Source organism: Agrobacterium deltaense RV3 (genome assembly GCF_900013505.1).
In the GTDB taxonomy this organism is placed as follows: Bacteria; Pseudomonadota; Alphaproteobacteria; order Rhizobiales; family Rhizobiaceae; genus Agrobacterium; species Agrobacterium leguminum.
Genome location: NZ_LT009745.1, coordinates 2,339,798 through 2,365,175 on the forward strand (window position 1 = coordinate 2,339,798; position 25,378 = coordinate 2,365,175).

General features: G+C 60.9%; 26 protein-coding genes. 9 read left to right on the top strand and 17 right to left on the bottom strand.

Annotated features, from left to right (window positions below; genetic code table 11):
* Positions 1 to 149: 149 nt before the first annotated feature.
* Together AGR7B_RS11830 and AGR7B_RS11835 are read right to left on the bottom strand one after the other, a co-directional pair.
* The gene (locus tag AGR7B_RS11830; protein WP_003522925.1) at positions 150 to 353 is read right to left on the bottom strand and encodes a DUF1059 domain-containing protein; all 204 of its coding nucleotides are present in this window, start codon (positions 351 to 353) and stop codon (positions 150 to 152) included.
* Between the two features lie 288 nt (positions 354 to 641).
* A complete protein-coding gene (locus tag AGR7B_RS11835; RefSeq protein ID WP_013636730.1) occupies positions 642 to 992 on the bottom strand; it encodes a flagellar export protein FliJ in 351 nt (116 codons plus the stop codon).
* Positions 993 to 1,472: 480 nt separating this feature from the next.
* Between AGR7B_RS11835 and ctrA the strand changes: the two genes are divergently transcribed.
* Both ctrA and AGR7B_RS11845 read left to right on the top strand, forming a co-directional pair.
* Positions 1,473 to 2,177: a response regulator transcription factor CtrA gene (gene ctrA / locus AGR7B_RS11840; RefSeq protein ID WP_003522926.1), complete on the top strand. Its 705-nt coding sequence runs from the start codon at positions 1,473 to 1,475 to the stop codon at positions 2,175 to 2,177.
* A gap of 150 nt (positions 2,178 to 2,327) precedes the next feature.
* The gene (locus AGR7B_RS11845) at positions 2,328 to 2,858 is read left to right on the top strand and encodes a GNAT family N-acetyltransferase (protein ID WP_065655530.1); all 531 of its coding nucleotides are present in this window, start codon (positions 2,328 to 2,330) and stop codon (positions 2,856 to 2,858) included.
* Here AGR7B_RS11845 and AGR7B_RS11850 read toward each other — a convergent pair.
* The 3 genes from AGR7B_RS11850 to chpT all read right to left on the bottom strand — a co-directional run bounded on the left by AGR7B_RS11850 (position 2,855) and on the right by chpT (position 5,302).
* On the bottom strand, positions 2,855 to 3,901 hold the full coding sequence (locus tag AGR7B_RS11850; protein ID WP_162934117.1) for an alpha/beta hydrolase family protein: 1,047 nt from the start codon (positions 3,899 to 3,901) through the stop codon (positions 2,855 to 2,857). The genes AGR7B_RS11845 and AGR7B_RS11850 overlap by 4 nt on opposite strands.
* Positions 3,902 to 4,041: 140 nt before the next feature.
* Positions 4,042 to 4,569 (bottom strand): GNAT family N-acetyltransferase, encoded by a 528-nt coding sequence (locus AGR7B_RS11855; protein WP_080815931.1) that lies wholly within the window; start codon positions 4,567 to 4,569, stop codon positions 4,042 to 4,044.
* A gap of 85 nt (positions 4,570 to 4,654) precedes the next feature.
* The gene (gene chpT, locus AGR7B_RS11860; RefSeq protein ID WP_003522930.1) at positions 4,655 to 5,302 is read right to left on the bottom strand and encodes a histidine phosphotransferase ChpT; all 648 of its coding nucleotides are present in this window, start codon (positions 5,300 to 5,302) and stop codon (positions 4,655 to 4,657) included.
* A 251-nt stretch (positions 5,303 to 5,553) separates the two neighbouring features.
* Between chpT and AGR7B_RS11865 the strand changes: the two genes are divergently transcribed.
* Both AGR7B_RS11865 and AGR7B_RS11870 read left to right on the top strand, forming a co-directional pair.
* Positions 5,554 to 6,150: a DUF1134 domain-containing protein gene (locus AGR7B_RS11865; protein WP_003522931.1), complete on the top strand. Its 597-nt coding sequence runs from the start codon at positions 5,554 to 5,556 to the stop codon at positions 6,148 to 6,150.
* Between the two features lie 274 nt (positions 6,151 to 6,424).
* Complete coding sequence (locus AGR7B_RS11870; protein WP_080856719.1) at positions 6,425 to 7,654, top strand: coiled-coil domain-containing protein; 1,230 nt, start codon at positions 6,425 to 6,427, stop codon at positions 7,652 to 7,654.
* A gap of 222 nt (positions 7,655 to 7,876) precedes the next feature.
* On the opposite strand, the gene AGR7B_RS11880 is transcribed toward AGR7B_RS11870, so the two are convergent.
* Together AGR7B_RS11880 and AGR7B_RS11885 are read right to left on the bottom strand one after the other, a co-directional pair.
* On the bottom strand, positions 7,877 to 8,731 hold the full coding sequence (locus AGR7B_RS11880; RefSeq protein WP_121490417.1) for a TrmH family RNA methyltransferase: 855 nt from the start codon (positions 8,729 to 8,731) through the stop codon (positions 7,877 to 7,879).
* Positions 8,721 to 9,113 (bottom strand): hypothetical protein, encoded by a 393-nt coding sequence (locus tag AGR7B_RS11885; RefSeq protein ID WP_065655535.1) that lies wholly within the window; start codon positions 9,111 to 9,113, stop codon positions 8,721 to 8,723. The genes AGR7B_RS11880 and AGR7B_RS11885 overlap by 11 nt, the downstream gene beginning before the upstream one ends.
* Positions 9,114 to 9,151: 38 nt before the next feature.
* Here AGR7B_RS11885 and AGR7B_RS11890 point away from each other — a divergent pair, with 38 nt between their 5' ends.
* The 3 genes from AGR7B_RS11890 (at position 9,152) to rpoH (ending at position 12,341) form a co-directional block, all read left to right on the top strand.
* Positions 9,152 to 10,174: an RluA family pseudouridine synthase gene (locus AGR7B_RS11890; RefSeq protein WP_080856720.1), complete on the top strand. Its 1,023-nt coding sequence runs from the start codon at positions 9,152 to 9,154 to the stop codon at positions 10,172 to 10,174.
* Positions 10,175 to 10,447: 273 nt separating this feature from the next.
* Positions 10,448 to 11,272 carry a class I SAM-dependent methyltransferase gene (locus tag AGR7B_RS11895; RefSeq protein WP_080856721.1) on the top strand — a complete coding sequence of 275 codons (825 nt, stop codon included), beginning with the start codon at positions 10,448 to 10,450 and terminating at the stop codon, positions 11,270 to 11,272.
* 166 nt (positions 11,273 to 11,438) lie between these two features.
* On the top strand, positions 11,439 to 12,341 hold the full coding sequence (rpoH, locus tag AGR7B_RS11900; RefSeq protein WP_003522581.1) for an RNA polymerase sigma factor RpoH: 903 nt from the start codon (positions 11,439 to 11,441) through the stop codon (positions 12,339 to 12,341).
* Positions 12,342 to 12,791: 450 nt separating this feature from the next.
* On the opposite strand, the gene AGR7B_RS11905 is transcribed toward rpoH, so the two are convergent.
* Both AGR7B_RS11905 and AGR7B_RS11910 read right to left on the bottom strand, forming a co-directional pair.
* Positions 12,792 to 15,086 carry a hypothetical protein gene (locus AGR7B_RS11905; RefSeq protein ID WP_162934118.1) on the bottom strand — a complete coding sequence of 765 codons (2,295 nt, stop codon included), beginning with the start codon at positions 15,084 to 15,086 and terminating at the stop codon, positions 12,792 to 12,794.
* Between the two features lie 70 nt (positions 15,087 to 15,156).
* On the bottom strand, positions 15,157 to 16,455 hold the full coding sequence (locus AGR7B_RS11910; RefSeq protein WP_046801505.1) for an adenylosuccinate synthase: 1,299 nt from the start codon (positions 16,453 to 16,455) through the stop codon (positions 15,157 to 15,159).
* Between the two features lie 241 nt (positions 16,456 to 16,696).
* Between AGR7B_RS11910 and AGR7B_RS11915 the strand changes: the two genes are divergently transcribed.
* Entirely contained in the window at positions 16,697 to 17,584 is an 888-nt protein-coding gene (locus AGR7B_RS11915; RefSeq protein ID WP_162934119.1) for a DMT family transporter, read from the top strand.
* A 90-nt stretch (positions 17,585 to 17,674) separates the two neighbouring features.
* Here the strand turns inward: AGR7B_RS11915 and AGR7B_RS11920 are convergent, their stop codons facing one another.
* The 5 genes from AGR7B_RS11920 to AGR7B_RS25885 all read right to left on the bottom strand — a co-directional run bounded on the left by AGR7B_RS11920 (position 17,675) and on the right by AGR7B_RS25885 (position 21,129).
* Entirely contained in the window at positions 17,675 to 18,208 is a 534-nt protein-coding gene (locus AGR7B_RS11920) for a transglutaminase-like cysteine peptidase (protein ID WP_080856724.1), read from the bottom strand.
* A gap of 65 nt (positions 18,209 to 18,273) precedes the next feature.
* Positions 18,274 to 18,459 (bottom strand): hypothetical protein, encoded by a 186-nt coding sequence (locus tag AGR7B_RS25880; protein ID WP_162934120.1) that lies wholly within the window; start codon positions 18,457 to 18,459, stop codon positions 18,274 to 18,276.
* A 25-nt stretch (positions 18,460 to 18,484) separates the two neighbouring features.
* Entirely contained in the window at positions 18,485 to 20,260 is a 1,776-nt protein-coding gene (locus AGR7B_RS11930; RefSeq protein WP_080856725.1) for a hypothetical protein, read from the bottom strand.
* Positions 20,261 to 20,276: 16 nt separating this feature from the next.
* Positions 20,277 to 20,954: a hypothetical protein gene (locus tag AGR7B_RS11935; RefSeq protein ID WP_080856726.1), complete on the bottom strand. Its 678-nt coding sequence runs from the start codon at positions 20,952 to 20,954 to the stop codon at positions 20,277 to 20,279.
* Positions 20,914 to 21,129 (bottom strand): hypothetical protein, encoded by a 216-nt coding sequence (locus tag AGR7B_RS25885; RefSeq protein ID WP_162934121.1) that lies wholly within the window; start codon positions 21,127 to 21,129, stop codon positions 20,914 to 20,916. Before AGR7B_RS25885 ends, AGR7B_RS11935 begins: the two co-directional genes overlap by 41 nt.
* Positions 21,130 to 21,728: 599 nt before the next feature.
* On the opposite strand from AGR7B_RS25885, the gene AGR7B_RS11945 reads away from it, so the two are divergent.
* On the top strand, positions 21,729 to 22,313 hold the full coding sequence (locus AGR7B_RS11945; protein ID WP_003522586.1) for a transglycosylase SLT domain-containing protein: 585 nt from the start codon (positions 21,729 to 21,731) through the stop codon (positions 22,311 to 22,313).
* Positions 22,314 to 22,367: 54 nt separating this feature from the next.
* On the opposite strand, the gene AGR7B_RS11950 is transcribed toward AGR7B_RS11945, so the two are convergent.
* From AGR7B_RS11950 to AGR7B_RS11960, 3 genes are all read right to left on the bottom strand, one after another.
* Positions 22,368 to 22,982: an alpha/beta hydrolase gene (locus tag AGR7B_RS11950; RefSeq protein ID WP_078051922.1), complete on the bottom strand. Its 615-nt coding sequence runs from the start codon at positions 22,980 to 22,982 to the stop codon at positions 22,368 to 22,370.
* Between the two features lie 158 nt (positions 22,983 to 23,140).
* Positions 23,141 to 24,085, bottom strand: coding sequence for a VOC family protein (locus AGR7B_RS11955; protein WP_080856728.1), 945 nt, complete (start codon positions 24,083 to 24,085; stop codon positions 23,141 to 23,143).
* A 163-nt stretch (positions 24,086 to 24,248) separates the two neighbouring features.
* Positions 24,249 to 25,325: a siderophore-interacting protein gene (locus AGR7B_RS11960; protein ID WP_080856729.1), complete on the bottom strand. Its 1,077-nt coding sequence runs from the start codon at positions 25,323 to 25,325 to the stop codon at positions 24,249 to 24,251.
* Between the last annotated feature and the right edge of the window lie 53 nt (positions 25,326 to 25,378).

A 25,378-nucleotide genomic window follows, 5' to 3' on the forward strand; every position in this document is an offset into this window, starting at 1 on the left:
CGACGTCGGCGATAAATCGAGAACTTGCCCCTCATCCCGCTGCCGCGGACTTATCCCCGCGGGGAGAAGAAACAAGCGGCTTACGCTTAATCCCTCACAACCGTTCCAAATATCGCGGTATTCATACAAAAGGGCGTCGATCCGCCGCGTCACGCCACCTTCAATGGCGGCGTCCCGGCATGCATGCTTCGGCGGACTTCTTCACGGAATTCAAGCGTATCCTTTGCGCCGTGCACGGCCACGGCGTGTTGCACGGCCGCTTCCATAAGTTCCTCCGGAGAATCGGCGGAGATGGCGACGGTGCATCTGCTGTCACTGGGGAATTCGCGGCAATCGATATATTGGCGGGCCATTTTTTCCTCCCTGCAAGTGCCGCCCGCACCCGCACGGGGCGCGTGCGCGTAAAAGCCTCCGGCTCACGGTCGGAACCCCCGTAAAATACGCCTTTCCCCACCTCCGGACAATCGAAATCAGGCCTGACCGTCCCGGCGGGAAACACCGGCGACGCGGCAAAACAAAAGGCCGCCCTTAAGGAGCGGCCTTTCGAAAAAATGCATGGCGTCCCGTCATTGAAAGCCGCCTCCTGATCCACCGGCAGCCGTCAATGAGGACGATCTTCGTAAATTCCTGCGCCTATAGGGTCAGGCGCGGGCGCGGATGGCTCCGTCGCGGTTTTCCAGTGCGGCGGCCTTTTCATATTCGGCCTGCACTTCTTCCAGCGAAGCTTCGGCGGCTTCCTGCTGGGTCTTCAGCTCACGGATCGAGACCTGAAGATTATCCGCCCGCTGGCGCGCGGCCTTGGCGAAGGTCGGATAGGCGAAATGCGTCGGATCGGTAATGCCCGACTTGCTTTCTTCCAGAGATATCTGATGCACCAGTTCCTTTGCCATCCGCTCGAACTCGGACATCATCTGCTGCAGCTGGCTAAGCTGCCGGCGTTTTTCATTGACCTGAAATTCCTTCAGGCGAACCAGGCTGTCACGCGACTTCATACGCAATACTCCATGGATAGCGAGACCCGGATCAAAAAGGCACTATGCCACCCTGATCGGCCCGTTTAACCCGCCCGTTTTTCCGTAAGGGTTGACCCCTGTCCCGGAATGATTCCCAAAAGTTACCCGACGTTAATAAAAAACCGCCGTCGTTAACCTTTCGTTTACGGGCATCGTTAATGATAACGACGATCATTTAAGGGTCGGTAAATGCCAGGTCCAAAAAAATGGACCCGACGATGTAAGAGTCGATTGAATCACTTAACGGGATTTCCTCACGTTAAGCTTCAATTTTGGCGATGGTGGATTCACGTGCAAAAACAGCGAAATGCCTACTTTGCTTAATAAATTCGATACACCTTGCCAAAGGCAATTAGAATTTGTTAACCATTTGGTGGCAGCCTGCAAATCAGGCAACGTCTGGATCCGCATCGCGCGAGGCAATGATTTACCGGTTCGCGGGCGGCAAAGGGGATAATTATGCGGGTTCTACTTATTGAAGACGACAGCGCGACAGCGCAGAGCATTGAACTGATGCTCAAGTCGGAGAGCTTTAACGTCTACACGACCGACCTCGGTGAGGAAGGCGTGGACCTCGGCAAGCTCTATGATTACGACATTATTCTTCTCGACCTCAACCTGCCCGACATGTCGGGTTACGAGGTTCTGAGAACGCTTCGCCTCTCCAAGGTCAAGACGCCGATCCTCATCCTGTCCGGCATGGCCGGCATCGAGGACAAGGTTCGCGGCCTGGGCTTCGGCGCAGACGATTATATGACGAAGCCGTTCCACAAGGACGAGCTTGTTGCCCGCATTCACGCTATCGTCCGCCGTTCCAAGGGCCATGCACAGTCGGTCATCGCCACCGGCGAGCTGATCGTCAATCTCGATGCCAAGACGGTTGAAGTGGGCGGCCAGCGCGTTCACCTGACCGGCAAGGAATATCAGATGCTCGAGCTGCTTTCGCTGCGCAAGGGCACGACGCTGACCAAGGAAATGTTCCTGAACCACCTCTATGGCGGCATGGACGAGCCGGAACTGAAGATCATCGACGTCTTCATCTGCAAGCTGCGCAAGAAGCTCGCAAACGCCGCCGGCGGCGCAAACTACATCGAAACCGTCTGGGGCCGCGGCTATGTTCTGCGCGAGCCGGATGGCGCGACGGAATTCCTCGAAACCGCCTGATCCATTCCGGAACAGGACAGTTTTTAAAAGACCCGCTGGAAACGGCGGGTTTTTTGTTGCGATTTGAAGATTTATTCTCCCTCATTTCTGTGCTTGTCACAGGAATGAGGGAAGAAAACCTGGCTACGCACCGCCAAGGGACAACGGCAGATGAACCACCCTATCCCCACCCTCAGGACCGAACGCCTGACGCTGCGCCCGCTGATGATCCCAGACTTTCCCGCCTATCGGGACTTCATGGCGTCGCCACGCTCCATCGGTGTCGGCGGTCCTTACGACCTGCCCTCGACATGGGGCGTGTTCTGCCACGATCAGGCTAACTGGTACTTTTTCGGCCATGGCGCACTGATGATCGAGCTTGGCGAAACGGGACAATGCGTCGGCCAGGTCGGCATCAATCACGGTCCGCTGTTTCCGGAAAAGGAACTGGGCTGGCTGCTTTACGAAGGCCATGAAGGGCGCGGTTATGCGGCGGAAGCCGCCTCGGCACTGCGCGACTGGGCCTTCAAGACCCTGAACCTGCCCACGCTTGTCAGCTACGTCTCGCCGCAGAACCGCAAATCCGCGGCCGTCGCCGAACGAATCGGCGGCAGGCTCGACCCGGCGGCACCCCGTTCCGATCCCGAAGACCTCGTTTATCGGCACCATCCGGCCACGAGGCTTCCGGAAAACCCGACCTAGCGCATCTCCGCTTTCAGAAAGCCGAGGATTGCCTGCGCGATCTGCGCATGGATGGCCGCGCGGTCCCTACCGCCGCCATCCCGGCAGACGAAACCTTCGCCCGGTGAAAGCTCCTCCACGATCTTTTCGCCGTTCGGCCTACAAATCTGCATAAAGCTGAAATGGCTGGCATCCGGTATCTCCCGATAAACGGTCGTCGCCTTTGGCAGATGCCGGGCGATATAGTCGGAATCGGCCTTGATGGCGGCGATCTCCGGTGTTTCCACACCCGCGGCCAGAACCAGAACCGGCACGCCGACGGCTTGCAGCGTCTCGGGCAGGAAACCGGCGGCCGGCCCGAGATCGAGCGCAATGGCGGCGCGGATGCGGGTATCCTTCAAATCCATCGAAAGCCGCGGATCGGCCCTGCCGTCACCGACAACCCCGACTTTGGCGAGCAGCCGCGGAGCCTTGCATTGCGGCGGGCGCTTCTCCCCGCGGCAATCCTTCAGGGCAAGATCGGCGCTGTATCGCGCGCCAACCAGCTCGATTGCGGTCCAGCCGCCGAGGGAATGGCCGATTACGGCGATGCGCGTCGCGTCGATCCTGCCGGCGAATCGGTCATCGTCGAGCAATGCGGTCAGCGTTCTGCTGATGTCGCGCGGCCGTTCCCCCAATGGAACGATCTCAGCCGCATTTTCTTCGGTGAACGATTCGCCGCCGTGATCCGGGGCGGCCACGACATAACCTTCCCGAACAAGCTCACCGGCAATCCAGTTCAGATTGCGCCAGCTTCCCCCGAAACCGTGCGACAGCAATATGAGAGGACGTGAACCGTCAAGAAGGGAAGCGCCCGGTTGAACCTCAAGGCCGTAAAAGGCGGCATTTTCGCCGACGATCTCGCTTTTGCTCGACGGCGCGGCCGGGTACCACAATGAAACGGCTAGCGTTCTCGAACCGGCCTCATCCGGCAATTCGATCTGTTTAAAACCGATGCCGCTTTCCGCCGCTGAGGACTGGACAGTGGAAAAAATGACGATGACCGCCGCAAGAAGATAGCGCATGGGATGCTCCGGAGTTGATATGGACCAACTCCTGGTTCAATCCGCCGCCCGCCGAGACCTCAAACAGGTTTCAGGTCGTCCTGAAACGCGATTGGAGACAGCAACACCGTGTGCTTGAGAAAGCCGCGTTCAGAAATGCTCTAGATATCCGCGATCCGCTCGAAAAGCCGAACGGGACTGTCGCGGAACGCCGTATCGCGAAATGGCCGGAAACCGAATCGGGCGGCTATGGCCAGCGACGGGCTGTTGAGCGGATTGATCATGCAGACGGTCCGCTGGGAAATCCCGCGACCATCGAACCATCGCAGCGCCGCCTCCACCGCCTCTGTCGCGACACCCTTGCCCACCAGCGCCCCGTCGATTTTCCACATCGCCTCGGGCACGCCGTCGAAATCCTCACCGTTACCACGGCGCATATGGGCAAAGCCCACCTCGCCCACGATGCGCCCCGTGGCAAGCTCTTCCACCACAAAGGGGCCGAAGCCGAACGCGGACCAATGGCCCAGAAAACGCAAAAGCCGGGCGAAGGCGAGTTCCGGGTCCAGCGGCGCAATCGATACGACCCCTTCGATCTGCGGAACATCCGCGCCCCAGAAGGCGCGATAGAGCGCTTCATCCGCGATGGCATGCGGCCGCAGGACAAGGCGAGCGGTTGTCAGACGGGTCATGAACATGCTCCCCAAACGAAAAAGGCCGGCGCGTCGGCAGACGCGGTCCCGGCCCTTTCACAAATTCAGATCGGCGATTGAACGGTCACTCGGCAACCGTCTTGGCGGTAAACACGATGCGGTCGTCATGCACCTTGTATTCCACCGCCATATTGGCCTCCTCGGCCAGAAGCAGCGTGTAATAGGGCTGAACGGAATGGGCATCGACCGCCTCTTCCAGCCTGCCCTCGTAAATTTCCACGAACTTGGCCGGCACGCGCATCATCCGGCCCTTGACGGTGATTTCGAACCTGGCGTCGCCGTCGGGGCTTTCCAGCAGCACATCCACATTGCCGCCGCGCGGAATGGCGCCATAAGCCACGAGGAAGAGATTGAGCAGAAGTTTGACACGATTCTTCGCAACGATGGCGCGCGGGCCGTTCCAGCTCACCTCCGCCTTCTTTTCAGCGGCGGCGAAATCCTGGGCGGCTTTTTCGGCCTCGCCGGTGTCGATGGACGCGCCGGCGGAGCCGGAAGCGCCGAAAGCAAGGCGGGCGAACTTCAGCCGCACGGATGCGTTAAGGGCTGACGTGCGGATGAGATCGAGCGCGTCGTCATCCGTGCCGCCCTCGTCCAGGAGTTCGAGGCCGTTATTGATGGCGCCGACAGGAGAAATCACATCATGGCACACACGGCTGCACAGAAGAGCCGCCAGATCGGGACCGGACAGCGTGATATTGAGTTTGCTGGTCATAAAATTCTCTCCTGCGCAAGGGAGGCGCGGACGGTGTGGAAATTGTTAAGCCATAATGACACCATATTTGGTAAACCGATTGTTAATAGGATGGTTTCAAAATGCCAAATGCCTTAACAGGCCACACTGGAGCCCCGTGTATCCGCAAGGATGCGCGAAACATGCTGTAGAACTTTGACTCTGGGCATCGGCCCTTTCGAAAACCGATTCGGATTTTCGAACCGATGCGCTAACGAAACAGACGGACGGACATGACGATGCGCCTTACGAAAACCCGCACCATTGCACGCCTCGGACTGGGAAAGATTGTCGCGCTCCTTGCGAGCCTCCTGATATGGGTCGCACCGGCCGCGGCCCAGAACAGCGATCAATATTCTTTCCAGGAAGTCGTGGATGCAGGCCACGGATTCTTCGGTGAAACCACCGGCGGCCTTGCCAAGGTGGTGGAGCGCGCCTTCCAGCAATACGGTCTTCCAAACGGTTACATTCTGGGCCAGGAAGGCTCCGGCGCGTTCGTCGCGGGCCTCACTTATGGCGAAGGCACGCTTTACACCAAGAATGCCGGCCAGCACCCCGTCTTCTGGCAGGGCCCCTCCCTCGGCCTCGATTATGGCGGCCAGGGCACCCGCGCCATGATGCTGGTCTACAACCTGCCCTCCGTCGATGCGCTTTACCGCCGCTACGGCGGTGTGAGCGGCTCCGCCTTCATCGTCGCCGGCGTCGGCATGACCTATCTGAAGAGCAGCGACGTAACGCTTGCCCCCATCCGCACCGGCATCGGCGCGCGCCTCGGCATCAATGTCGGTTACCTGAAGCTCACCCAGCAGCCGACCTGGAACCCCTTCTGATAAGACGGGACGGTGCGGCATCTTTCTTCTCCCCGCCGGGGAGAAGGTGGCCCGAAGGGTCGGATGAGGGGGCAACGTTGCCGTATCTCACTACCCTTTCCCCCTCATCCCGCTGCCGCGGACTTCTCCCCCTCGGGGAGAAGAAACAAGTGGCGCCGACACCGCCTGTGCAATTGCCGGGAGCCCCCTCCCCACGGTTGCAATAATAGCGTAACGTGCTTTCGCGCCCCTCTTTCCGAATGCGCGCGTATCTGAGTTTCGGAGACTGTCCCGCGTGATCGAATATGCCATTCTCTTCGGATTGGGTTTCCTTACCGCAACCCTGCTGGCCCTGCTGATCGCACCCGCGATCCACCGCCGCATCGTCGCCTATACGGAAAACCGCATACGCGCGACGATGCCCATCAGCCCGCAGGAAGTGCGCGCCCAGAAGGACATGGCGCGTGCGCTCTACGCCGCCGAAAACGCCAAGGTCCGCCAGGAACTGGATACGGAACGGGAAAAGAACACCTCGCTGCGCCTCGCCAACGAAGCCGCTTCCAGCGATGCCTATCGCCTTGGTGAGCAGAACCGCAGCTTCTCCCTGAAAATCGAGGAACTGACGCTGGAAATCGGCGAATTGCGCGCGGCCCTCGATGCTGCCGAAGAACACGCCGGCATCATACAGGCGAACCTCGCACAGCAGGAGCAGGCCGCCAACGAGCGCGCCAGCCAGATGTCCGATCTCACCGCCCGCCTCACCAATCTGACGCGCGAGCTGGATGATTCGAAAATCCTCGCCGCCACCCGCGATCTGGAAGCCGAGCAGGCCAAGCAGAGCGCCACGCGTTTCCGCAAGGAAGGCGAGACCGCCACCCGCGAATTGCAGGATGTGGCGGCCCGCAACAAGGAGGCGATGACGGCGGTTGCGCGCGAAAGCCGCAAGGTCACCCGGCTGGAGGAACAGGTCGCTACGCTCGTGGCGAAAAATGCCGATCTCGACACGATCCTGACGCTGCGCAACCAGGAAGTCGCCCGCCTTAAGGAACAGCTTGCCGCAACCGGCGGCCGCGCCAACGACATGATCATCCGCCTGCCGAACCCTGCCGTGCCGGTCGAAAAAACGACTAGCCCTTCGCAACCCGCGGCCCCTGCCCCAGCCGCCGCGCTTGAAACCGCACCCGCCGCCGAAGAAGAGGCGGCACCGGCGATGGCCGCAGCGGAGCCAGCCCCCCCGGTCGTGACGGAGCCAGCGGCGTCGCAAGGTCTGGAGCAGGAAATCGAGGATATCCGCAATCAGGGCACCGCGCTCACCGAACGCCTGCTGAACGTGCGCGGCACCGGCAATGACGAACCCATCCGCCGCGAAATCGCAAGGATCGCCGCCGAGATGATCGCGCTCACCGCCGCGCAGGAGGGCGAGAAATCGCCCATTCCGGGGCTGCTCGCCAAGGCCTCCGGCTCATCGGGGCGGGAGAGCCTTGCGAAGCGGGCGAAGGTGGTGATGGAGAAGCGGGAACATTAGGTCCGCGGTGGGTGTGGTTGTACCCCGCGTTGAGTGTGTGGCTTACCCCCCTCTGCCCTGCCGGGCATCTCCCCCTCAAGGGGGGAGATCGATATGCGGCACTCTTCAGCCCAACTCTAACGTTGCGAATGAGCGAGCGTTAGCTCCCAGCTGATCTCCCCCCTTGAGGGGGAGATGTCCGGCAGGACAGAGGGGGGTGAGCCGCATATGCTGCGGAAACCCCTAAACCCGCCCCATAACCCCCGCCATCTGATAAAGCGCCAGCCCCGAAGCCGTCCCCGCATTCAGGCTATCCAGCTGCGGCGACTGCGCAATCCGCGCCGTATGAAACCGCGAGAGCACCGATTGCGGCAGCCCCTCGCCTTCCGTGCCGATCACCAGCGCCATGCGCTCGGACCGGGGAATATCGCGGATCTCGGTCTCGCCACCAGGCGAAAGGCTCCAGATCGCAAAACCGGCCTCGGAAAGCCGCTCCAGCATCTCCACCGCCCCGCCGCCGCGATGCCAGGGAACCGAAAGCACCGAGCCGACGGAAACGCGCAGCGCCTTGCGATAAAGCGGATCGCATGAGGTCTCGTCCAGCAACACCGCATCGGCATAAAACGCCGCCGCGTTACGGAACATCGCGCCGAGATTGTCGTGGTTGGAAATGCCGCAGCCGACCAGCACCAGAGACGACGCAGGAAGTGCTGCCGTCATCTCTTCCAGTCCGCGATCCTGAACCCGCCGCCCGAGCGCCAGAATGCCGCGATGCAGATGGAACCCGACGATGCCATCCAGCACCGGAGCTTCAGCCACATAAACCGGCACATCCGGCGGGAAATCGGCAAGGATATCCGCAACGCCCGAAAGCCGGTTTCTGAGGATGAGGATGCTCTCGGCCGCAAAGGCGCCGCCCGCTTTATGGGCGGCGGCCAGCATGCGCAGCACCACCGTTCCTTCGGCAATGAAACGGCCCTGACGCCCGGTCAGGTCGCGCTCGCGAATATCGCGAAAGGCGGCGATGCGCGGATCGGCTGGATTTTCGACCGGGATCAGCGCGCGCCCGTCCAGCAGCGTATTGGCCTCACTGGCCATCGACCGTCACATCGGCGAGGAACCGGCCGGCCGCGACGTTGAAGACCAGCGCCTTGCGGGTGCCGTTGGCGAGCCGCCCGTAAAACAGCATGTCGCCGCCGGAATAACTGACATTATCGATGACGAAGCCCTGCGGCAGGCTGGCGGTGACGGCAACCGGCCCGTTGCCGGTGGGAACGGCGAGGTTCGGCGCTTCCGTCTGCGTCTGAACCGCCTTCGACGGCCCCATCGCCTTGTAGACAACCGCACCGAAGACGGCCATAAGGCTGATAAACATCACGGAGCCCGACACGATCTGCAAACGGATCATCTTGCGGCGAACTTTTTCCATGGCCGGATCAAGCGGCTTGTCTTCCTGTTCGTCTTGCTCGATCTGCGTCATCGGGTTCCCTGAAATGCTGATGGATCGGAAAAATAAGAATGAACGACCCCTTTAAACAAGGCGGAGACGCAAGGAAAGTCCTGATTGCCGGGGAAGACGCCGAAGGCCGCCTCGATTCCTGGCTGGCAGGCGAAGTGGGCGGCGACTTCTCCCGCAGCCGACTGAAGGCGCTGATCGAACAGGGCGCGGTCTCCATCAACGGCCAGCCGGTGACGGAGCCGAAAAAGAAGGTGCATCCCAAGGATCGCATCGAAATCGTCATGCCCGAGCCGGAAGACCCGGAACCCAAGGGCGAGGACATTCCGCTCGACGTGGAATATGAGGATGAAGACCTGATCGTGCTCATCAAGCCCGCCGGTCTCGTCGTGCATCCGGGCGCCGGCAACTGGACCGGCACGCTGGTCAACGCCCTCATCCACCATTGCGGCGACAGCCTCTCCGGCATTGGCAGCGTCAGGCGGCCGGGCATCGTGCACCGGCTGGACAAGGAAACCTCCGGCGTCATGGTCGTGGCGAAGAACGACAATGCCCACCGCCATCTCGCCGCACAATTTGCCGACCATGGCCGCACCGGGCCGCTGGAGCGCGCCTACAAGGCCGTTGTCTGGGGCCGCCCGCGCACCCTGCGCGGCACCATCGACGCCGCACTGGGCCGCAGCGCCGACCGCACCAAACGCGCCGTCAAGCACGAGGATTCGGACGATGCCCGCGAGGCGATCACCCATTACGAGGTGATGGAGCGTTACCATGAGCGGCCGGACGCCACCTGCCTCGCCTCGATGGTGGAATGCCGGCTGGAAACCGGCCGCACCCACCAGATCCGCGTTCACATGGCCCATATCGGCCATCCGCTGATCGGCGATCCCGAATATGGCGCGGCCTTCCGCACCAAGGCGAACCTTCTCGAAGAACCGGCAAAAAGCACCGTCCGCGGCTTTCCGCGCCAGGCCCTGCATGCCTATCTGCTCGCTTTCGAACATCCGCGCACCGGCGAGGTGATGGAATTCGAAACCGACCTGCCGGATGACATGGAAGCGCTGACCGCCGCATTGCGTGGCTGAAAACCTGCATGGCGCGGTCAAAAAAACTGCGCCACGCATTTCGCCGGAAGCCCCGGATAATAAAAAAAGATTAGCGGATAGCGATATTCCGCAGTCGGTCCTTTTTATAGACCGCCCCAATTTCGCTTCAATCGTCACACCTCCTCGGCCCCGCAAAGCCTGAAATCGCCGCCATTAACCGTGGCGATTTCAAGCCTGCCAAACAAAACCGCAGGGACGCCATTCGTTCGATCCGCACCCGAACGGAACCGGCATGATGACGGGATCTATCGCATGAATATCGAAGACCGCCGGTTTATCTTTCAGGAGTTGCGCAGCGTCGAAGGCTATATCGACCCGCCCGATGCGCTCGTCTTTAAGGCGCTGTTGCAGGCCCAGACGAAAAGCGGCCTCCACGGCGGCATGGCGGAAATCGGCGTTTATTACGGCCGCTCCTATTTCCTGCTGCGCAAATTCGCCGGGAGGCAGGAAAAAGTGCTGGGCATCGATCTCTTCGATCTCGATCCGCCCGAAGATGGCAGCCTCGACCAATATGAACGCCTGATGGAAAACGGCCGTCGGCTGGGTTTCGCCATGGATGAGGACCTGATCATCAGGGGCGACAGCACGCAGCTGGCGCCCGCCGACATCACCTCCCGCATCGGCCCCGCCCGCTTCTTCAGCATCGATGGCGGCCACAACCTGCACCACGTGCTGGCCGATGCGAAACTGGCAATGGAAGTGATCGCGCCGCATGGCGTCATCGTCTTCGACGACACTTTCAATCCCGCCTGGCCGGAAGTGACGGTGGGCGTCGCCGATTTCCTGCGCACCCATGGCCACAGCCTGGTCTGCTTCGGCATGACGAAATACAAAACCTATGTCTGCCGCCGGGAATTTCACGCAACCTACGCGAACGCGATTGCCGCCGATCCCGATCTGCAGGCGCTTGCCCATGTGGAGACGCAGTTCCTCGGCTCCAAGGTTGTGCGTCTGCACAATCCCATGCGCCGGCGGGTAATGTATGAGCTGATGGTGCGCTCCGGCCTTGGCGGTTTTTCGGAACGAATCTACCGTTCGAAAGTTAAACAGGTCAAAGAAGGTGTCACTGGAACATAACGCATGTGTGAACGCAGCGTTCGCTTGAAACGCGGCGCGCGCGTACATATCTGTCACATGGGTTCGTGCGGGGTCGGTAACGACCCGCAGCTTACGGTGTGCCTCCGGCGGGTCAGTCGCCGATCAAAGAGGGTGCCGTTCCAGACCATAGATAAGGGGGTGCTTTATGGCCCGCAATAGTTTGCCTACGATTACAGCCGGCGAAGCCGGTCTCAACAGATATCTCGACGAAATCCGTAAATTTCCGATGCTGGAGCCGCAGGAAGAATACATGCTCGGCAAGCGTTATGCCGAGCATGGCGACCGCGACGCCGCGCATAAACTCGTCACCAGCCATCTGCGTCTCGTCGCCAAGATCGCCATGGGTTACCGCGGTTACGGCCTGCCCATCGGCGAAGTCGTCTCCGAAGGCAATGTCGGCCTGATGCAGGCGGTGAAGAAGTTCGATCCGGAGCGCGGTTTCCGCCTCGCCACCTATGCCATGTGGTGGATCAAGGCCTCGATCCAGGAATACATCCTGCGCTCCTGGTCGCTGGTGAAGATGGGCACGACCGCCAACCAGAAGCGCCTGTTCTTCAACCTGCGCCGGCTGAAAGGCCGCATCCAGGCAATCGACGATGGCGATCTGAAGCCGGAGCATGTCAAGGAAATCGCGACGAAGCTTCAGGTGTCGGAAGAAGAAGTCATCTCGATGAACCGCCGCCTGCATGGCGACGCCTCGCTGAATGCGCCGATCAAGGCGTCCGAAGGCGAGTCCGGCCAATGGCAGGACTGGCTGGTGGACGACCATGACAGCCAGGAAGACGTGCTGATCGAACAGGACGAACTGGAAACCCGCCGCCGCATGCTGGCGAAAGCCATGGGCGTGCTGAACGACCGCGAGCGCCGCATCTTCGAAGCCCGCCGGCTTGCCGAAGACCCGGTGACGCTGGAGGAACTTTCCTCCGAGTTCGACATCAGCCGCGAACGCGTGCGCCAGATCGAGGTTCGCGCCTTCGAGAAGGTGCAGGAAGCGGTGCAGAAGGAAGCGCTGGAAGCTGCGCGTGCGCTGCGCGTGGTGGATGCGTGAGTGGACGCGCTCCTGACGCCAATGCGCTGACCGTGAATCATCCTCGGCCTCCGGCCGGGGATTTTTTATTTGTAAAAGGCGGGCGGGGAAATGCTCTGCCTCTGAGACCCACGATTGTGCTGGAGGAGAAGCGGTAGGGAAAATATCCGCATTTCGGAGTATGCCGCTTACCCCCCTCTGCCCTGCCGGGCATCTCCCCCACAAGGAGGGAGATCGGCAAGACGCGCTGCGTTGCGCTATCTCCGACTGTCAAGAAAAGCGAAACCTCGCCGCGAGTCGATCTCCCCACCTGTGGGGGAGATGCCCGGCAGGGCAGAGGGGGGTGAGCCGCACCCACTCACATCACCAAAACCATCACCCGACAAAGCAAAGACAACGCCGCAGCCATTCCACAAGCACGTCGCCCTTTGCCATGTAACAAAAAGGGCGGCCTGAGCCGCCCTTAAATGATCACTGCCCGGTCGCCGGCGTTGCCGCCGCCCATTCGCTGAGCGCCTTGTCGAAGGCGGCGATGCCGTCATTGCCCTTTTGCAGGGTCAGCAGCGCACGCCGGCCGTTGCGGTAGGAAACCGGGATATCGATCCAGTTGCGGCTCTTCAGAAGCTCCAGATTGGTCTTCATCGCATCCGGGAAGTCGTTGAGCGCGATCATGTGGAAATCGTCGGTGATCTTGGCCGGAACCGCGATCAGCGCGTTGCCGCGATCCTGCTCGGTGCTCTTCATCGCGATGCGCTGGACGCTGTCGATAGCGCCGCCTTCGAAGCCGGGCGAAACCGAGAAGACGATCTCGATCAGATGGCTGGCCGGCAGCGACGGATCGGTATTGCGCTTGAAGGTGATCAGCGCGCTGAGGCCACGGCCGGGAACGGTGATCTGGCCCTGCACGGTCGGAGAAGGTTTGCCCTCACCGTCGTTTTCCTGCTGCAGCGACCAGGAAACGCTGCCCTGAATGGCGGTCGGCACCGTCTGGCCCAGCACTTCCTCATAAAGGAACATGCGGTCGCCGGCAGCGGCCGCAGGCTGCTGCGCCGGCGGCGTGCCGGCAGGTGTTCCAGCGGGCGCACCGGCATTATTGGCCGGAGCCTCGCCCGCAGGCGGCGGCGCGACATTCTGCTCATAGACCGACTGGCCTTCGGCGGTGACCGGCTGGCCGTTCGCACCGGCGGCAGGTCCCTCGTCACGCTCGGTGCCGTCGGCCAGAAGCCGCTGGGTGAACTTGGTGCCGCTGACGGAGCCGTCATCGCCATGGGTCGGGGTCTGATGGTTGGTTGGGGTTGTCGGCTGCTGCCCCGTGGCTGGCGGCTGCTGGGTCGCCGGCGGTGTCGAGGTCTGCGCCTCACCCGTGCCGTTCGAAGCCGTCTGGCTGGTGCCGCCGTTCTGTGCGGAACTGACCAGCCCGCCGACCATATCGTTCAGCGCATCACGGTTCATCCACACGGCATAACCGCCGCCGGCAAGCAGCGCCACGCCTACAAGAGCCAGAACCAGCGACGCATAATTGCGGCGCGGCTTCTTCTTGACCATATAGGCGGGCGTTGCGGCGGCAGCGCCCACGCCATTCGTTTCGCCCGAAGCCTGACGGGTGGAGGACGACGCGCCGTCATAACCGATCAGCTCGTCCAGATCGTCCCAGGGCGTGCGTTCCTTGTTGTCCTTTGCCGCTGCCTGATCGCCGAAGAGATCGTTATCCGCGCGCGGCAGCGCCGGCGCGTCCTTGGCGGGAATGGCAATATCCGCATCCTGGAAATAGGACGAGAAATCCTCGACCACGGCCGCCTTTTTCGGAGGCTGCTCTTCCGGCTGGCGATGGTCGTCAAAATCGTGCCGCCCGCCAAACGCCGGAGCATGCTCCACGGCGGCGGGGCCGAAATGGTCGTCCGCCTCGCGCCGCTCATCCTTTTCGTAAGGGGCGGGCTCGAAACTTACTTCCGGCTCCTGGTAATGCTGCGCGGCATAACCGGCAACGAGCGGACGTTCGTCGGTCTCGTTGCGAACCTCTTCATATTCCTCGGCGGCCGGACGCACATCGTCGTCCTGCCCTTCATCGAGCTTGCGCCAGTCATCCTCATCCACCGGCTGAGCCCAATGGGAGGGAACGGAATCATCGGCAGCGCCGAGCGCCGTTTCAGGCTCCGGCTGGTGAGCCGGCTCTTCATCCGCCCGTGTGAAATAGGTGCCGACGACTTCGTCGGAACCGTGTGCCGGGGCGGGAGCGGCATGAACCGTTTCCGGCGCATCATAAAGCTCTTCCGGCGCGCGGTCGCCATGATGCCGCTCCTCATCGGCAGCGGTGTCAGCGTGCCGGGGCTCTTCCTCTTCGGCCGCGTCTTCGTAAGCCGGCTCCGATTGCGCGGGTTCAGCGGATGCCGGCTCTTCGTAGGCCGGCTCGTGCCGCGCCTCTTCCCGGTCGGCATGCTCTGCCGGCTCGGCAGCGCGGGCCTCGTCTTCGTCGGCAGCATCCTGCTGGTAGTAGGATGCCGCCGTCTCTTCCGCAGCGGCAGAGACAGCGTCATCATCCTCCAGCGCCGGAAGCGCCTCGGCATATTCGCTGTCCACCTCGGCTATGGCGGCGTCCAGCTTGGCGATCTGCCGGCGCAACAATTCTTCCGGCGGACGTGGCTTCATATTCTCGAGTTGGCGCACAACCGCACTGCGCGCCTTGTCGTAAACCTTCGCCCGGTTTTCGGGAGTATTGTTCGCCAAGCCATCCACGGCCTTGCGAATGACTGCTACAAAATCCGCCATAAGCACTTTCTCGTCGTGACCGGCGACGTACCGGCCCGATATGGTTTATGAATCTAGATCGCCGAGGACATTAATCCTCAAACGGATCAGTCACAAGTATGGTGTCGTCACGCTCCGGACTTGTCGACAGAAGTGCGACAGGCGCCCCGATCAATTCCTCGACCTGACGGACATATTTGATTGCCTGAGCAGGCAAATCCGCCCATTTTCGGGCACCGACGGTAGATTCCTTCCAGCCTTCCAGCGTGATGTAGATCGGCTCGACGCGCGCCTGCGCGCCCTGGCTGGCCGGAAGATGATCGATTTCCTGCCCGTCCAGCTTGTAGCCGACGCAGATTTTCAGCTCGTCGAGACCATCCAGAACATCAAGCTTGGTGAGCGCGATGCCGGTAATACCATTGGTGGCGACCGACTGGCGCACCAGTGCCGCGTCAAACCAGCCGCAGCGGCGCTTGCGGCCGGTGACGGTGCCAAATTCATGGCCCTTTTCGCCCAGGAACTGGCCGATCTCATCGTTGAGCTCGGTCGGGAACGGACCTTCGCCGACGCGGGTGGTGTAAGCCTTGGTGATGCCAAGAATATAACCCAGCGAACCCGGACCCATGCCCGAACCAGCGGCGGCCTGGCCGGCAACCGTGTTGGAAGAGGTCACATAGGGATAGGTGCCGTGGTCGATATCGAGCAGCGAGCCCTGAGCGCCTTCGAACAGGATGCGCGCGCCGGCGCGGCGCTTCTTGTCGAGCAGCAGCCACACGGTTTCGCTGAACGGCAGGATGCGCTCGGCAATCGAGCCCAGCTCTTCCATGATCGTCTCATGCGAGACTTCGGTTGCACCGAAACCGCGGCGAAGCGCATTGTGATGCGTGAGGATACGGTCAACCTTGGCGGAAAGCGCCTCCATGTCGGCGAGATCCATGACGCGGATGGCGCGGCGGCCAACCTTGTCTTCATAGGCCGGGCCGATGCCGCGGCGGGTGGTGCCGATCTTGGTGCCGCTGTTGGAGGCCGCGTCTTCGCGCATGCCGTCCAGCTCGCGGTGCAGCGAAAGAATGAGGGTGGCATTGTCGGCGATACGCAGGTTTTCCGGGGTAACCTTCACGCCCTGCGCTTCCAGACGGCCGATTTCGGCGATCAGCGCATGCGGATCGACCACGACGCCATTGCCGATGACGGCGAGCTTGCCGGGACGCACGACGCCGGACGGCAGAAGCGAAAGCTTGTAGCTGATGCCATCGATGACAAGCGTATGGCCGGCATTATGGCCGCCCTGATACCGCACGACGACATCTGCCCGCTCGGACAGCCAGTCGACAATCTTGCCTTTGCCTTCGTCGCCCCACTGCGAGCCGACCACCACAACATTCGTCATTTCTTGCTTTCCTGCTCATGGCGCTTGCGCGCCCGATAACCCGATGGGAAACCCAAACCCGCGAATGTATACTGTGTTGTTTTACGGAAAGCGACCCTGTTTCTTATGGAGAATTTTGCTTTTTCCGTGACAAGGCGCGGATTTCCCGCATTATCTCGCCCCGTGGGGGCCAAGCGCGGGCGCAAGACCGCCATTCACCCCTTAGCCGTTTTCCCGCCCCGTGAAGAAGCGAAACATCAGCGTGCCCTCCAAAGCCTATATCGCCCTCATCATCGCCACGCTCTGCTGGGGCGGCAACACCGTTGCCGGCAAGCTCGCCGTCGGCCACATCAGCCCCATGGCCTTCACCTTCCTGCGCTGGGTCTTCGCCGTCGCCATCATCTTCGCCATTTCCGTGCCGCAGCTCATCAAGGACTGGCCGGTGGTGAAAAAACGCCTGCCCTATTTCCTCGTGCTCGGCAGCGTCGGTTATACCGCCTTCAACGTGTTTCTCTACACGGCCCTGCAACACACCTCGGCCATCAATGCCGCCGTCATCCAGGCCGGCATTCCCATGGTCATCTTCGTCTTGAACTTCATCCTGTTCCGCACCCGTGTGCTGTTCGGCCAGATCGCCGGCTTCTGCCTCACCATCGCTGGCGTCGCGCTTCTCGCCTCGCATGGCGATCCGGTCTCGCTGCTGCAACTGGAAATGAATGTCGGCGACGCGATCATGCTGCTGGCCGTGCTGGTCTATGCCATCTACACCGTCATCCTACGCTGGAAACCGGCGGTCGACTGGCGCACGCTGATGGCCATTCCCGCCTTCTTCGCCCTCCTCACCTCGGTGCCGCTGATCTTCTGGGAAATCTCACGCGAGAGCGTCGTCTGGCCGGATCAGAAGGGCTGGGTGCTGGTGGTCTATGCCGCCATTTTTGCGTCGCTGATCGCGCAGATCCTCTATATCAAAGGCGTTGAACAGATCGGCGCCAACCGCGCCGGCCTCTTCATCAACCTCGTGCCGGTCTTCGGCACCCTGCTGTCGGTTATCGTGCTCAGCGAGACGCTGCACACCTATCAGATCGTCGCTCTCATCATGGCGCTGGCGGGCATTGCCGTCGCGGAACGAAAAAAATCGCCGGCTTCCTGAACCAACAGGGTCAGGAAAACCGGCGTAGTCTGGCAGGCATGAAAGAATGGAGCATCGGATCGCAAATCTTTCCGATGCTCGAACGAAAGGTCAGAGCGCGGTTTCGCGCTCAGCCGGAGAAAGGACGGCGTTGCCAAGGACGATATCGCCCTTGTCGGTGGTGACGATCAGCACTTTTTCGAGCGATCCGTCATTGTTCAGCGAAAAGGCAAGGCGCAGCGCGCTGGAAGACCAGCCGGCGCCGGCAAGGGCCGTGCGCTTGATGGCGGCGCAGTCACCGCAATCGCCAAGGCCCAACGACGGCGTTGCCGGAACATCGGTTGCAAAACCAGAAAAATAATCGTCGAGCGCGCCCATGGTGGCGTTCACATCGCGGTTGACGCGCAGCAGTTCCTCACGGCGCTCGACCGTCAGCGGCGCGGCGATGGTGGAAACGCATTGGCCGGCGGAAAGAACGCAGCCATCGAAACCGCCCCGCGCGGAAACACCGATCTGCGTCGCCGCGGATTTCTCGACGGCGGCAAAACCGCGGGCAAAACCGGCAGCGCCAGCCGCGTCGGCATGATTGGACATGGAAGCAACGGCAATTCCGCAGATGGCGGCAGCAATAATCTTCTTCAGCATTTCATACCCCGTTTGCGATCCGCCGGCTTGTGCCGGTCTCGATTTCTGTTGTGTAGAGCGTCTCTTTAAAAAGGCCGCTCCCCGTCTGTGATCCCACAATGGCACAGCACTGTTTTCAGCTGCTTTAAGCCGATTGCTACAATTTTATCGGTTTTCATTTTTGTACAGCGGACAGCTTTTTTTTCAGTTTTACCGCCCTGAAACACCGAAAAAACGGCGGGCAAAAGCCCGCCGTTTAGCGATATGCACATGGCTGAATCCCCTGAAAAAGAAGAATCAAATAAGCCTTATGAAATCACGCGAGGGATAACTTCTGTTGTTCTGACGGGCCTCATCGCCATCCACGCCGCCCTCCCCGCCTGTATTGCCCTCAATGGTGTCGAAACTCGTCGGCCCGATGGACAGAACAAAACCGACATGGGTCCAGTCCTTCGCATCTTTCCGGATGACGAAAAGATAACCCCGCCGCAGCCTGGATGCGCGAAGGAGCGCGGTGTTTACCTCGCTTTCGGCAATGAACCGCCCGTTCGTCTTCGCGTCCGCAACCAGCGCATCGACGCCAGTCTGGCGCTTAAGCGGCACCTTGATACCCATGTCCCGCGCCGCCTGTTCGAAGATGAGCGAGACAAAACCGGCGCACCAGAGTTGATCCGCCCCCTCCGCTCCGAGCATATAGGCACGCACCCATGGACCGCAATTGTTGCCGCCGGCCTCCTTCGGCCGCTCAGCAATATGCTGCCGAGCAACCTTCAGCACGGTCTCCTCAAAAGACGCACCGGGAACGACCTTCGCCACTGCACGGCGAAGCGGAGCGGTCAGGACTGCCCACAACTCCTCATCCAGCATCGTCGCACCGCTTCGCCCCTGCGCCTTTGCGAAACGGTCCAGCATCGTTTCGGTGGAGGCGCCGAAATCGCCATCGACACTGGTGTAACAGCCGTTCAGATGCAGCCATTCCTGCAAGCGCTTGACACCCGCACCGGAGGAGCCAAGCTTCAACGCGCCGGGAAAGGCGAGTTCCTGCTCGATGGATTTGAACGCGGCTCCGGGCAAATCGTGAGACAGAAGCGACAAATTCTCCGTCGCCGCCAGGGGATTGGCTTTGAGCACATTCGTGGCGCCGAGCGATACAGCCCCCATTTCGATCAGCGTCTTCAGGATGATGGCAGCGCCGACCTGTTTGGATGGCACCTCTGGATCGAAATAACGGTCGCGGGTGTATTTACCCTTGTCGTAGTGATAGCAACCGCTCCACAAATAAGGCGTGGGAATTTTCCGCCGCCGATATTCGTTTTTGACACCATTATAGCGGTGCCATCGGTTCAAGACGTTGGGCAGGGACCAGTCGGTTATCTTGTCCAGCTCTTCATAGGTCATCGCATATCGCGCTGCCGTCTCCCAGTCATAGGGTGGCGACCCGAAAGGCGGCTGGTTCGCAGGCACCCGCACCGTGCGCCCGCTCAAGGGGTCGCCGTTCAGCAGATGACGATCGAACTTGAACCCGCATTCCATGCAATGGACAATCGCCACGAACCACCAGGGCACCGTGGTCCCCGAAACGACGGCTGCATAGCGCTTCTGGTTTTCAACCGCTTTACGCGCTGCAAATTCCGCATCGTCGCGCCATTCAGCACGGATTTCCATCGTATCCCAAAGCGTCTGATAGTCCTCGGACCAACCCGCCGGCTTGCCGGCCGCAACCTTCGCAGGCTCGGCAGACGGTTGTTTCGCCGCCGCCGCATCCAGCTGGGCATCTGAAAACTCGACCTTTTCCGGCGGCTCGAAGGGGTCGGTTGCCGGCGCAGGCAATGGCGAGGCCCGGACTGCGGCGGCTTTACGTTCAAATTCCACACCTTTTGCGGCGAGAAGCGCAACTGCGCGATCATATGCTCCGAGCGCGAGGAGGGAAATTGCCGGGATCAGGATTTCCTGACGAGCGAGCGCCATTTTCATTCCCGCCTCGTCGCCCTTTGCTTTGGCTGCATCATATTCATTGTAGGCTGCATCAAGTTGAGCATTGAGGCGCTTGGTAAGTTCTGCGGCATCGAGCATTGCACGTCCCCCGGCTTTATCTGAGGCGTTCCGACCTTATTTTTTCTGCAAGCACGCGAAGTTCGATCGAGGCGTCGTTGAGGCTGCTGATACTGACACCGGCAGGAGCCGAGGCGGCGGCCAGCGCCCTTGCGAGAGCCACCCGCGACTGGTCAATCAACAAGACCCATCCCGCCAGACGAAGCCGGTTGCTCTCAAAAGCCGCGTTTCGCGTGGCCGCGCTGCCACCATCGGTGGAATAGCGATTCTGTCCCGCATTGAGCAGTAAATGCATGGAAGGCGTCGCGTCCCGTAGGGCGACAAGGAAAGCATCCATGTGCTTGCCATTGGCGACGAGACGGCGACGAAACTCCTCTCGGCCCGCCGCCGCCAGCAGGGCTTCGGCGGCAATTTTCGCCTGCGCCACCCCTGGAGAAAGTGTCAAAGCGGCCTGAGCAACCACCGGAGGAGCGGTTTTCCCGTCAATTGCCCCTATCGCCGCTGAAGCACTTTTGATGTTCAGCGCAAAACCGGTAACTCGATCAACGGCCGCAGCGGCATTTTCACCTTTTCCCAGAGCAACGAGGGCGGCGTTGTAGTCGTTGAGAGCCTGCAGCGATCGACGCAATGACGCGGTGAGCGGCGGCTCGACGCTTTCCACATAATAGGCCGCATCATCCGGAGCAAAGTTTTTGTCCTTTGCCGTTGATATCAAACCACGCCTTTCGCTCGGCTTTGGCAATATCCACAAGAAGTGCGTTCGCTTCGGCAAATTGCGCCTCGTAAGCCTGCCGGTAGAGCTCGAATTCGCGCAGGCCCGTGGCCGTACAACCCTGCAGGAAAAACACTATTACAAAAAAAAGATACAAAAAATTACTTGAAAGTCGCACTATAGCCCCCGCCAGCGACGTATAATTCCTAAAAATTACGCTACACCCTTGGCGGCAATTGTAAAGAGAAAACGTGACGCAATACACCTCAATATTGAAAAATCGCTGCGTTTTTTTTAACCATAACCGATCCCCGCCGCCCCGAATTCGGAAGCAACGTTGGAAAACGATAAAGAGGGCCGCATCGCTGCGGGGGTATCAAGGGGTATTGCAGGGTTTGCAGACGATGCGGCCCCGGGTTGGAACATATGACCCGCCCGCCAAACCGGTTCCTGTTTGGAGGATGGGCATATGCCGGCCGCCTCAACCGTGACATCGGGAAACTCCCCGGTTTTGGCCGCCTGCCCCGTCCACCTTGCGCCGCGCGCACGCCTGATGACCGGGATGGGCCAAGTATAGCCGGGCCGGCGGGACCGTGGACGCGCGGGGATGAACGCTTCTTGAAAAAAGGCGCCCGGAAGCGGCCTCGCCCCATCCCGGCCACAGGAATTTTCAGCGGGTTAACGGTCGGCCGATCGGCGGCATTTGAATTAACCTTGTCTTAAAACCCGACGTTAATGGTTAGCAATTTAAGAATAGCGGAACGAAAGGGTTCCGTTATGCGTGGCGTATTTGCCGTTGTTTTTCTGATGCTCGTTCTGGCCGGCTGCGCCACCGCACCGTCGCAGGTCACCAATGCCTGTGCGATTTTCGAGCAACGGAACGGCATCTTCAACAACTGGCGGCGCGATGCGAAAGCGGCCGAGCGCGAATTCGGCGTGCCCGTGCCTGTCATGATGGCGACGATCTACACCGAATCCGCCTTCCGCCCCTATGCGCGGCCGCCGCGCACCAAGCTTCTCGGTTTCATTCCCTGGACACGCCAGTCGAGCGCCTACGGTTATGCACAGGCGCTGGACGGCACATGGAGCGTTTACCAGCGTGAAACCGGCCGCTGGTCGGCAAGCCGCACCGATTTCACCGATGCCATCCACTTCGTCGGCTGGTATCATGCCAAGAGCCGGCGCGAAAACGGCATTTCGCTGAACGACCCCTATAATCTCTACCTCGCCTATTATTCCGGCCATGCCGGTTATGCGAAGGGCAGCTGGCGCAACAATTCTGCGGTCCAGAAGGCCGCCCGCCGCTCCGCCAACATGGCGCTGCGTTACGAGGCGCAGCTACAGCAATGCGGATATCGCTGAGGCGGCGGCACAGGCGAATGCCGGCTTCAAAGCCGGCATAATGCAGACATTCAGCTAAGCGTTATAAGCCGCCAGAAAACCCCTGACCGCATCGATCTCGCCGGAGCGGATTTCATGCCCGCCCGGATGCCACACGGTTTCCACCGTGCCGCCCTGCGCCTTGAGGCTCTGTTCAAGCGCCTTCGTCAGCGGCACCGGGCAGATCGGATCGCGCTCGCCAGCCGTGATCAACACCCGGCGCGAAGCCTTGGCGGGCAAGATTTTCGGCTCGAACGGGATGAGCGGATGCATCAGCACCGCCGCATCGAAAAGCCCGGGTTCTTCGATCAGCACATTGGCGAGAATATTCGCACCGTTGGAAAAGCCGAGGCCGATGACCGGACCGGCCTGATAATGCTCCCGGTTCGCCCTAATGAAATCCGCCATCTTGACGGTCGCCCGTTGAAGGTCGGCCATGTCGTAGACGCCCTCTCCCGTGCGCCGGAAAAACCGCGCCGCGCCGTATTCGGAGACATCGCCGACGGGCGAGAGAATGGTCGCCTCAGGCAGCAGGCGCGAGCCGAAATCGAAGAACTGGTTTTCATCGCCGCCGGTGCCGTGCAGCAAAACGAAGAGCGGTGCACCGGCAGCGCCGGCGCGTGATTTGTGGAAATAGCTGTCCCTGGTCATGGGAAGGATCCTTTCTGAAAGGAAGAGGTTCAACGGCTTCCGCAAGGCCTCTTCGGCCAAGCGGAGCAATCATATGAAGCGAACGGACGCGGCTTGTGTCTTCTCCCCGGCGGGGAGAAGAAGCAGGTCGCAACGTCCTGCCAAGCGCTATCGAGAGGTTAAGCCTCCTTCTCGTCCCCCAGCGGCTCCAGATGCTCTTCAAGCACGGAGCGCAGATGCGCGTGCTGGGTCGGCAGCTTCAGCGCCTCGCCGAGATGGGCGGTGTCCTCGTCCCGGTCGAAACCGGGTTCGTTGGTGGCCACTTCGAACAGCACCCCGCCCGGCGTGCGGAAATAGATCGCCCAGAAATAATCGCGGTCGATCACCGGCGTCACCTGATAGCCGGTATCCATCAGCGCCTTGCGCACCTCCAGCTGCTTTTCACGGTTTTCGACCGCAAAGGCGATGTGGTGCACGGACCCCGCACCCAGCCGCGCGCCAGAAATATTCGGCATGGTTTCGATGTCGATGAAGTCGGCACCGTTGCCGCCGGGAATACCGAGGCGCAGAACGCCATCCTGACGGTCCACTTCCTGATAGCCCATGAATTTCAAAAGCTCGGCCGTCGCACCTTCATCGCGAAGACGCAGCGAGGCGCCCTGAAAACCATGGATCGCCTGATCCGCGCCGACGCCATTGCCGATCCACTGCGCACGGTTGTCATCCCTGACCTCGACCAGCGCAAAACCGTCGCCATCGGGACCTGCGAAATGCAGACGCTTGTTGCCGAAGGCTTCATCGGCCTTCAGGCCATCCACGCCGGCCTTGGAAAGACGGTCCTGCCAGTAGCCGAGCGATCCTTCCGGAACGGAAAACAGCGTCGTGCCCACCTCACCGGTGCCGGGACGGCCGCGGGCGATATGCGGGAACGGAAAGTAAGTCATGACGGAGCCGGGCGTGCCGACTTCATCGCCATAATAGAGATGATAGACGTCAGGCGCGTCGAAATTGACCGTCTTCTTCACCCGGCGCAGGCCAAGCGTATCGGTGAAAAAACTGTTGTTCTGGCGCGCGCTCGCCGCCATGGACGTGACGTGGTGCAGGCCCTTGATCTGGTTGAGCATGATAAACCCCTTTTGCCTGGCGGGCCTCACGGTTGGGGCCTGCCCTGTTCATGGCGTAAAGATGGGGTAACAGCGCTCTCAGGCATAGAGTGGACAACGGGAACGGATTGTTCCCGAATGATGAACGATAAAACCGACTGTTCAACGGGCCCGATAAGGCAGCTCAATGATCGTCGGCGACGCCCAAGGTCCAGTAGCCGACAGCGCGCAGCGATGCTTTCGGGAAAGCTACCTCGTCGGTGAGGAAGGATTTTGCCGCCCTCGCCTCGGATTTTTCGCAGGCGACAAAGACATGCAGGCCGTCATGATCCGCGCTCCAGCCATGGTCGCGCAGCGCCTTTTCGATGAGGCCCGCGGTGCCGGCGGGCTTGCCGCGGCGATAAAGCCATGTCCACTCGACATTTGCCGCGCAGACGATCTCCTGCCGCTCGGCTTCATCGTCAATCTCGGCATAGACGCTGAGTTTTTTGCCGGCCGGCATTTCGGCGGCCATGCGCAGCATCACCGGCAGCGCCGTTTCGTCACCGGCAAAGACATAACGCTCGGCTTCCGGGCAGACACCGCTCGGGCCGATGATGCCGAGAACATCGCCGGGCTTCGCCGTCGCGCCGAAGGTTGCGCCCGGCATATGGTCGCCCTCATGCATGACGAAGTCGATATCGACTTCACCGCGCGCGATATCGCCGGAACGGATGGTGTAGACACGCCGTGTGAGAAGATCGTCGCCCGCCGGCCAGACGATGGCGCCGGTGGGCGCAAGATAAGGCCAGACCGGCGCGCGGGCCTGATCCGGCACCAGAAGCAGGCGCACATGCATGCCGCCGGTCAGCAGCCTTTCGATGCCGCTTTCGATGGAAACCACCAGCCGGCGCATATGCGGCGTCAGATTATAAGCGCGGGCAACCTTGCCGACGAAAAGATTGGGCAGTTCACGCTGCTCCGCGCCATGGCCGCTCCAGCGGAAATCGAGCCCCGTCTCGCCGGAGAATTCGACGATATGCTCGGCGACCATCGCCTTTACCGACATCAATATATGTTCGGAAATGCAGCTCACCCTTGCGGCGAAACGCCCGCCCTCGGCGCTGAAGCTGCCATGGCCGTATTCCGTCTTGAACCGCACCGTAGCACCTTCGCGGTCCATCTCCATATGCTCGGAAAAATGATCCTCGAAGGCATCGACGATCGACAGCGGATCGGGCAGCGAGACGGAGGTTTCGGCAGACAGGAGAGACACGGGCATAATCCTTCACTTCGTAGTCCGGTTATCTTTAATCCCGACAACCGCAAAGCGTA

Excerpts from the sequence above, each read along its gene's own strand:
- AGR7B_RS11830 (WP_003522925.1), bottom strand. The coding sequence starts at position 353 with ATGGCCCGCCAATATATCGATTGCCGCGAATTCCCCAGTGACAGCAGA.
- AGR7B_RS11835 (WP_013636730.1), bottom strand. The coding sequence starts at position 992 with ATGAAGTCGCGTGACAGCCTGGTTCGCCTGAAGGAATTTCAGGTCAAT.
- ctrA (WP_003522926.1), top strand. The coding sequence starts at position 1,473 with ATGCGGGTTCTACTTATTGAAGACGACAGCGCGACAGCGCAGAGCATT.
- AGR7B_RS11845 (WP_065655530.1), top strand. The coding sequence starts at position 2,328 with ATGAACCACCCTATCCCCACCCTCAGGACCGAACGCCTGACGCTGCGC.
- AGR7B_RS11850 (WP_162934117.1), bottom strand. The coding sequence starts at position 3,901 with ATGCGCTATCTTCTTGCGGCGGTCATCGTCATTTTTTCCACTGTCCAG.
- AGR7B_RS11855 (WP_080815931.1), bottom strand. The coding sequence starts at position 4,569 with ATGACCCGTCTGACAACCGCTCGCCTTGTCCTGCGGCCGCATGCCATC.
- chpT (WP_003522930.1), bottom strand. The coding sequence starts at position 5,302 with ATGACCAGCAAACTCAATATCACGCTGTCCGGTCCCGATCTGGCGGCT.
- AGR7B_RS11865 (WP_003522931.1), top strand. The coding sequence starts at position 5,554 with ATGACGATGCGCCTTACGAAAACCCGCACCATTGCACGCCTCGGACTG.
- AGR7B_RS11880 (WP_121490417.1), bottom strand. The coding sequence starts at position 8,731 with ATGGCCAGTGAGGCCAATACGCTGCTGGACGGGCGCGCGCTGATCCCG.
- AGR7B_RS11885 (WP_065655535.1), bottom strand. The coding sequence starts at position 9,113 with ATGACGCAGATCGAGCAAGACGAACAGGAAGACAAGCCGCTTGATCCG.
- AGR7B_RS11890 (WP_080856720.1), top strand. The coding sequence starts at position 9,152 with ATGAACGACCCCTTTAAACAAGGCGGAGACGCAAGGAAAGTCCTGATT.
- AGR7B_RS11895 (WP_080856721.1), top strand. The coding sequence starts at position 10,448 with ATGAATATCGAAGACCGCCGGTTTATCTTTCAGGAGTTGCGCAGCGTC.
- rpoH (WP_003522581.1), top strand. The coding sequence starts at position 11,439 with ATGGCCCGCAATAGTTTGCCTACGATTACAGCCGGCGAAGCCGGTCTC.
- AGR7B_RS11905 (WP_162934118.1), bottom strand. The coding sequence starts at position 15,086 with ATGGCGGATTTTGTAGCAGTCATTCGCAAGGCCGTGGATGGCTTGGCG.
- AGR7B_RS11910 (WP_046801505.1), bottom strand. The coding sequence starts at position 16,455 with ATGACGAATGTTGTGGTGGTCGGCTCGCAGTGGGGCGACGAAGGCAAA.
- AGR7B_RS11920 (WP_080856724.1), bottom strand. The coding sequence starts at position 18,208 with ATGCTGAAGAAGATTATTGCTGCCGCCATCTGCGGAATTGCCGTTGCT.
- AGR7B_RS25880 (WP_162934120.1), bottom strand. The coding sequence starts at position 18,459 with ATGTGCATATCGCTAAACGGCGGGCTTTTGCCCGCCGTTTTTTCGGTG.
- AGR7B_RS11930 (WP_080856725.1), bottom strand. The coding sequence starts at position 20,260 with ATGCTCGATGCCGCAGAACTTACCAAGCGCCTCAATGCTCAACTTGAT.
- AGR7B_RS11945 (WP_003522586.1), top strand. The coding sequence starts at position 21,729 with ATGCGTGGCGTATTTGCCGTTGTTTTTCTGATGCTCGTTCTGGCCGGC.
- AGR7B_RS11950 (WP_078051922.1), bottom strand. The coding sequence starts at position 22,982 with ATGACCAGGGACAGCTATTTCCACAAATCACGCGCCGGCGCTGCCGGT.
- AGR7B_RS11955 (WP_080856728.1), bottom strand. The coding sequence starts at position 24,085 with ATGCTCAACCAGATCAAGGGCCTGCACCACGTCACGTCCATGGCGGCG.
- AGR7B_RS11960 (WP_080856729.1), bottom strand. The coding sequence starts at position 25,325 with ATGCCCGTGTCTCTCCTGTCTGCCGAAACCTCCGTCTCGCTGCCCGAT.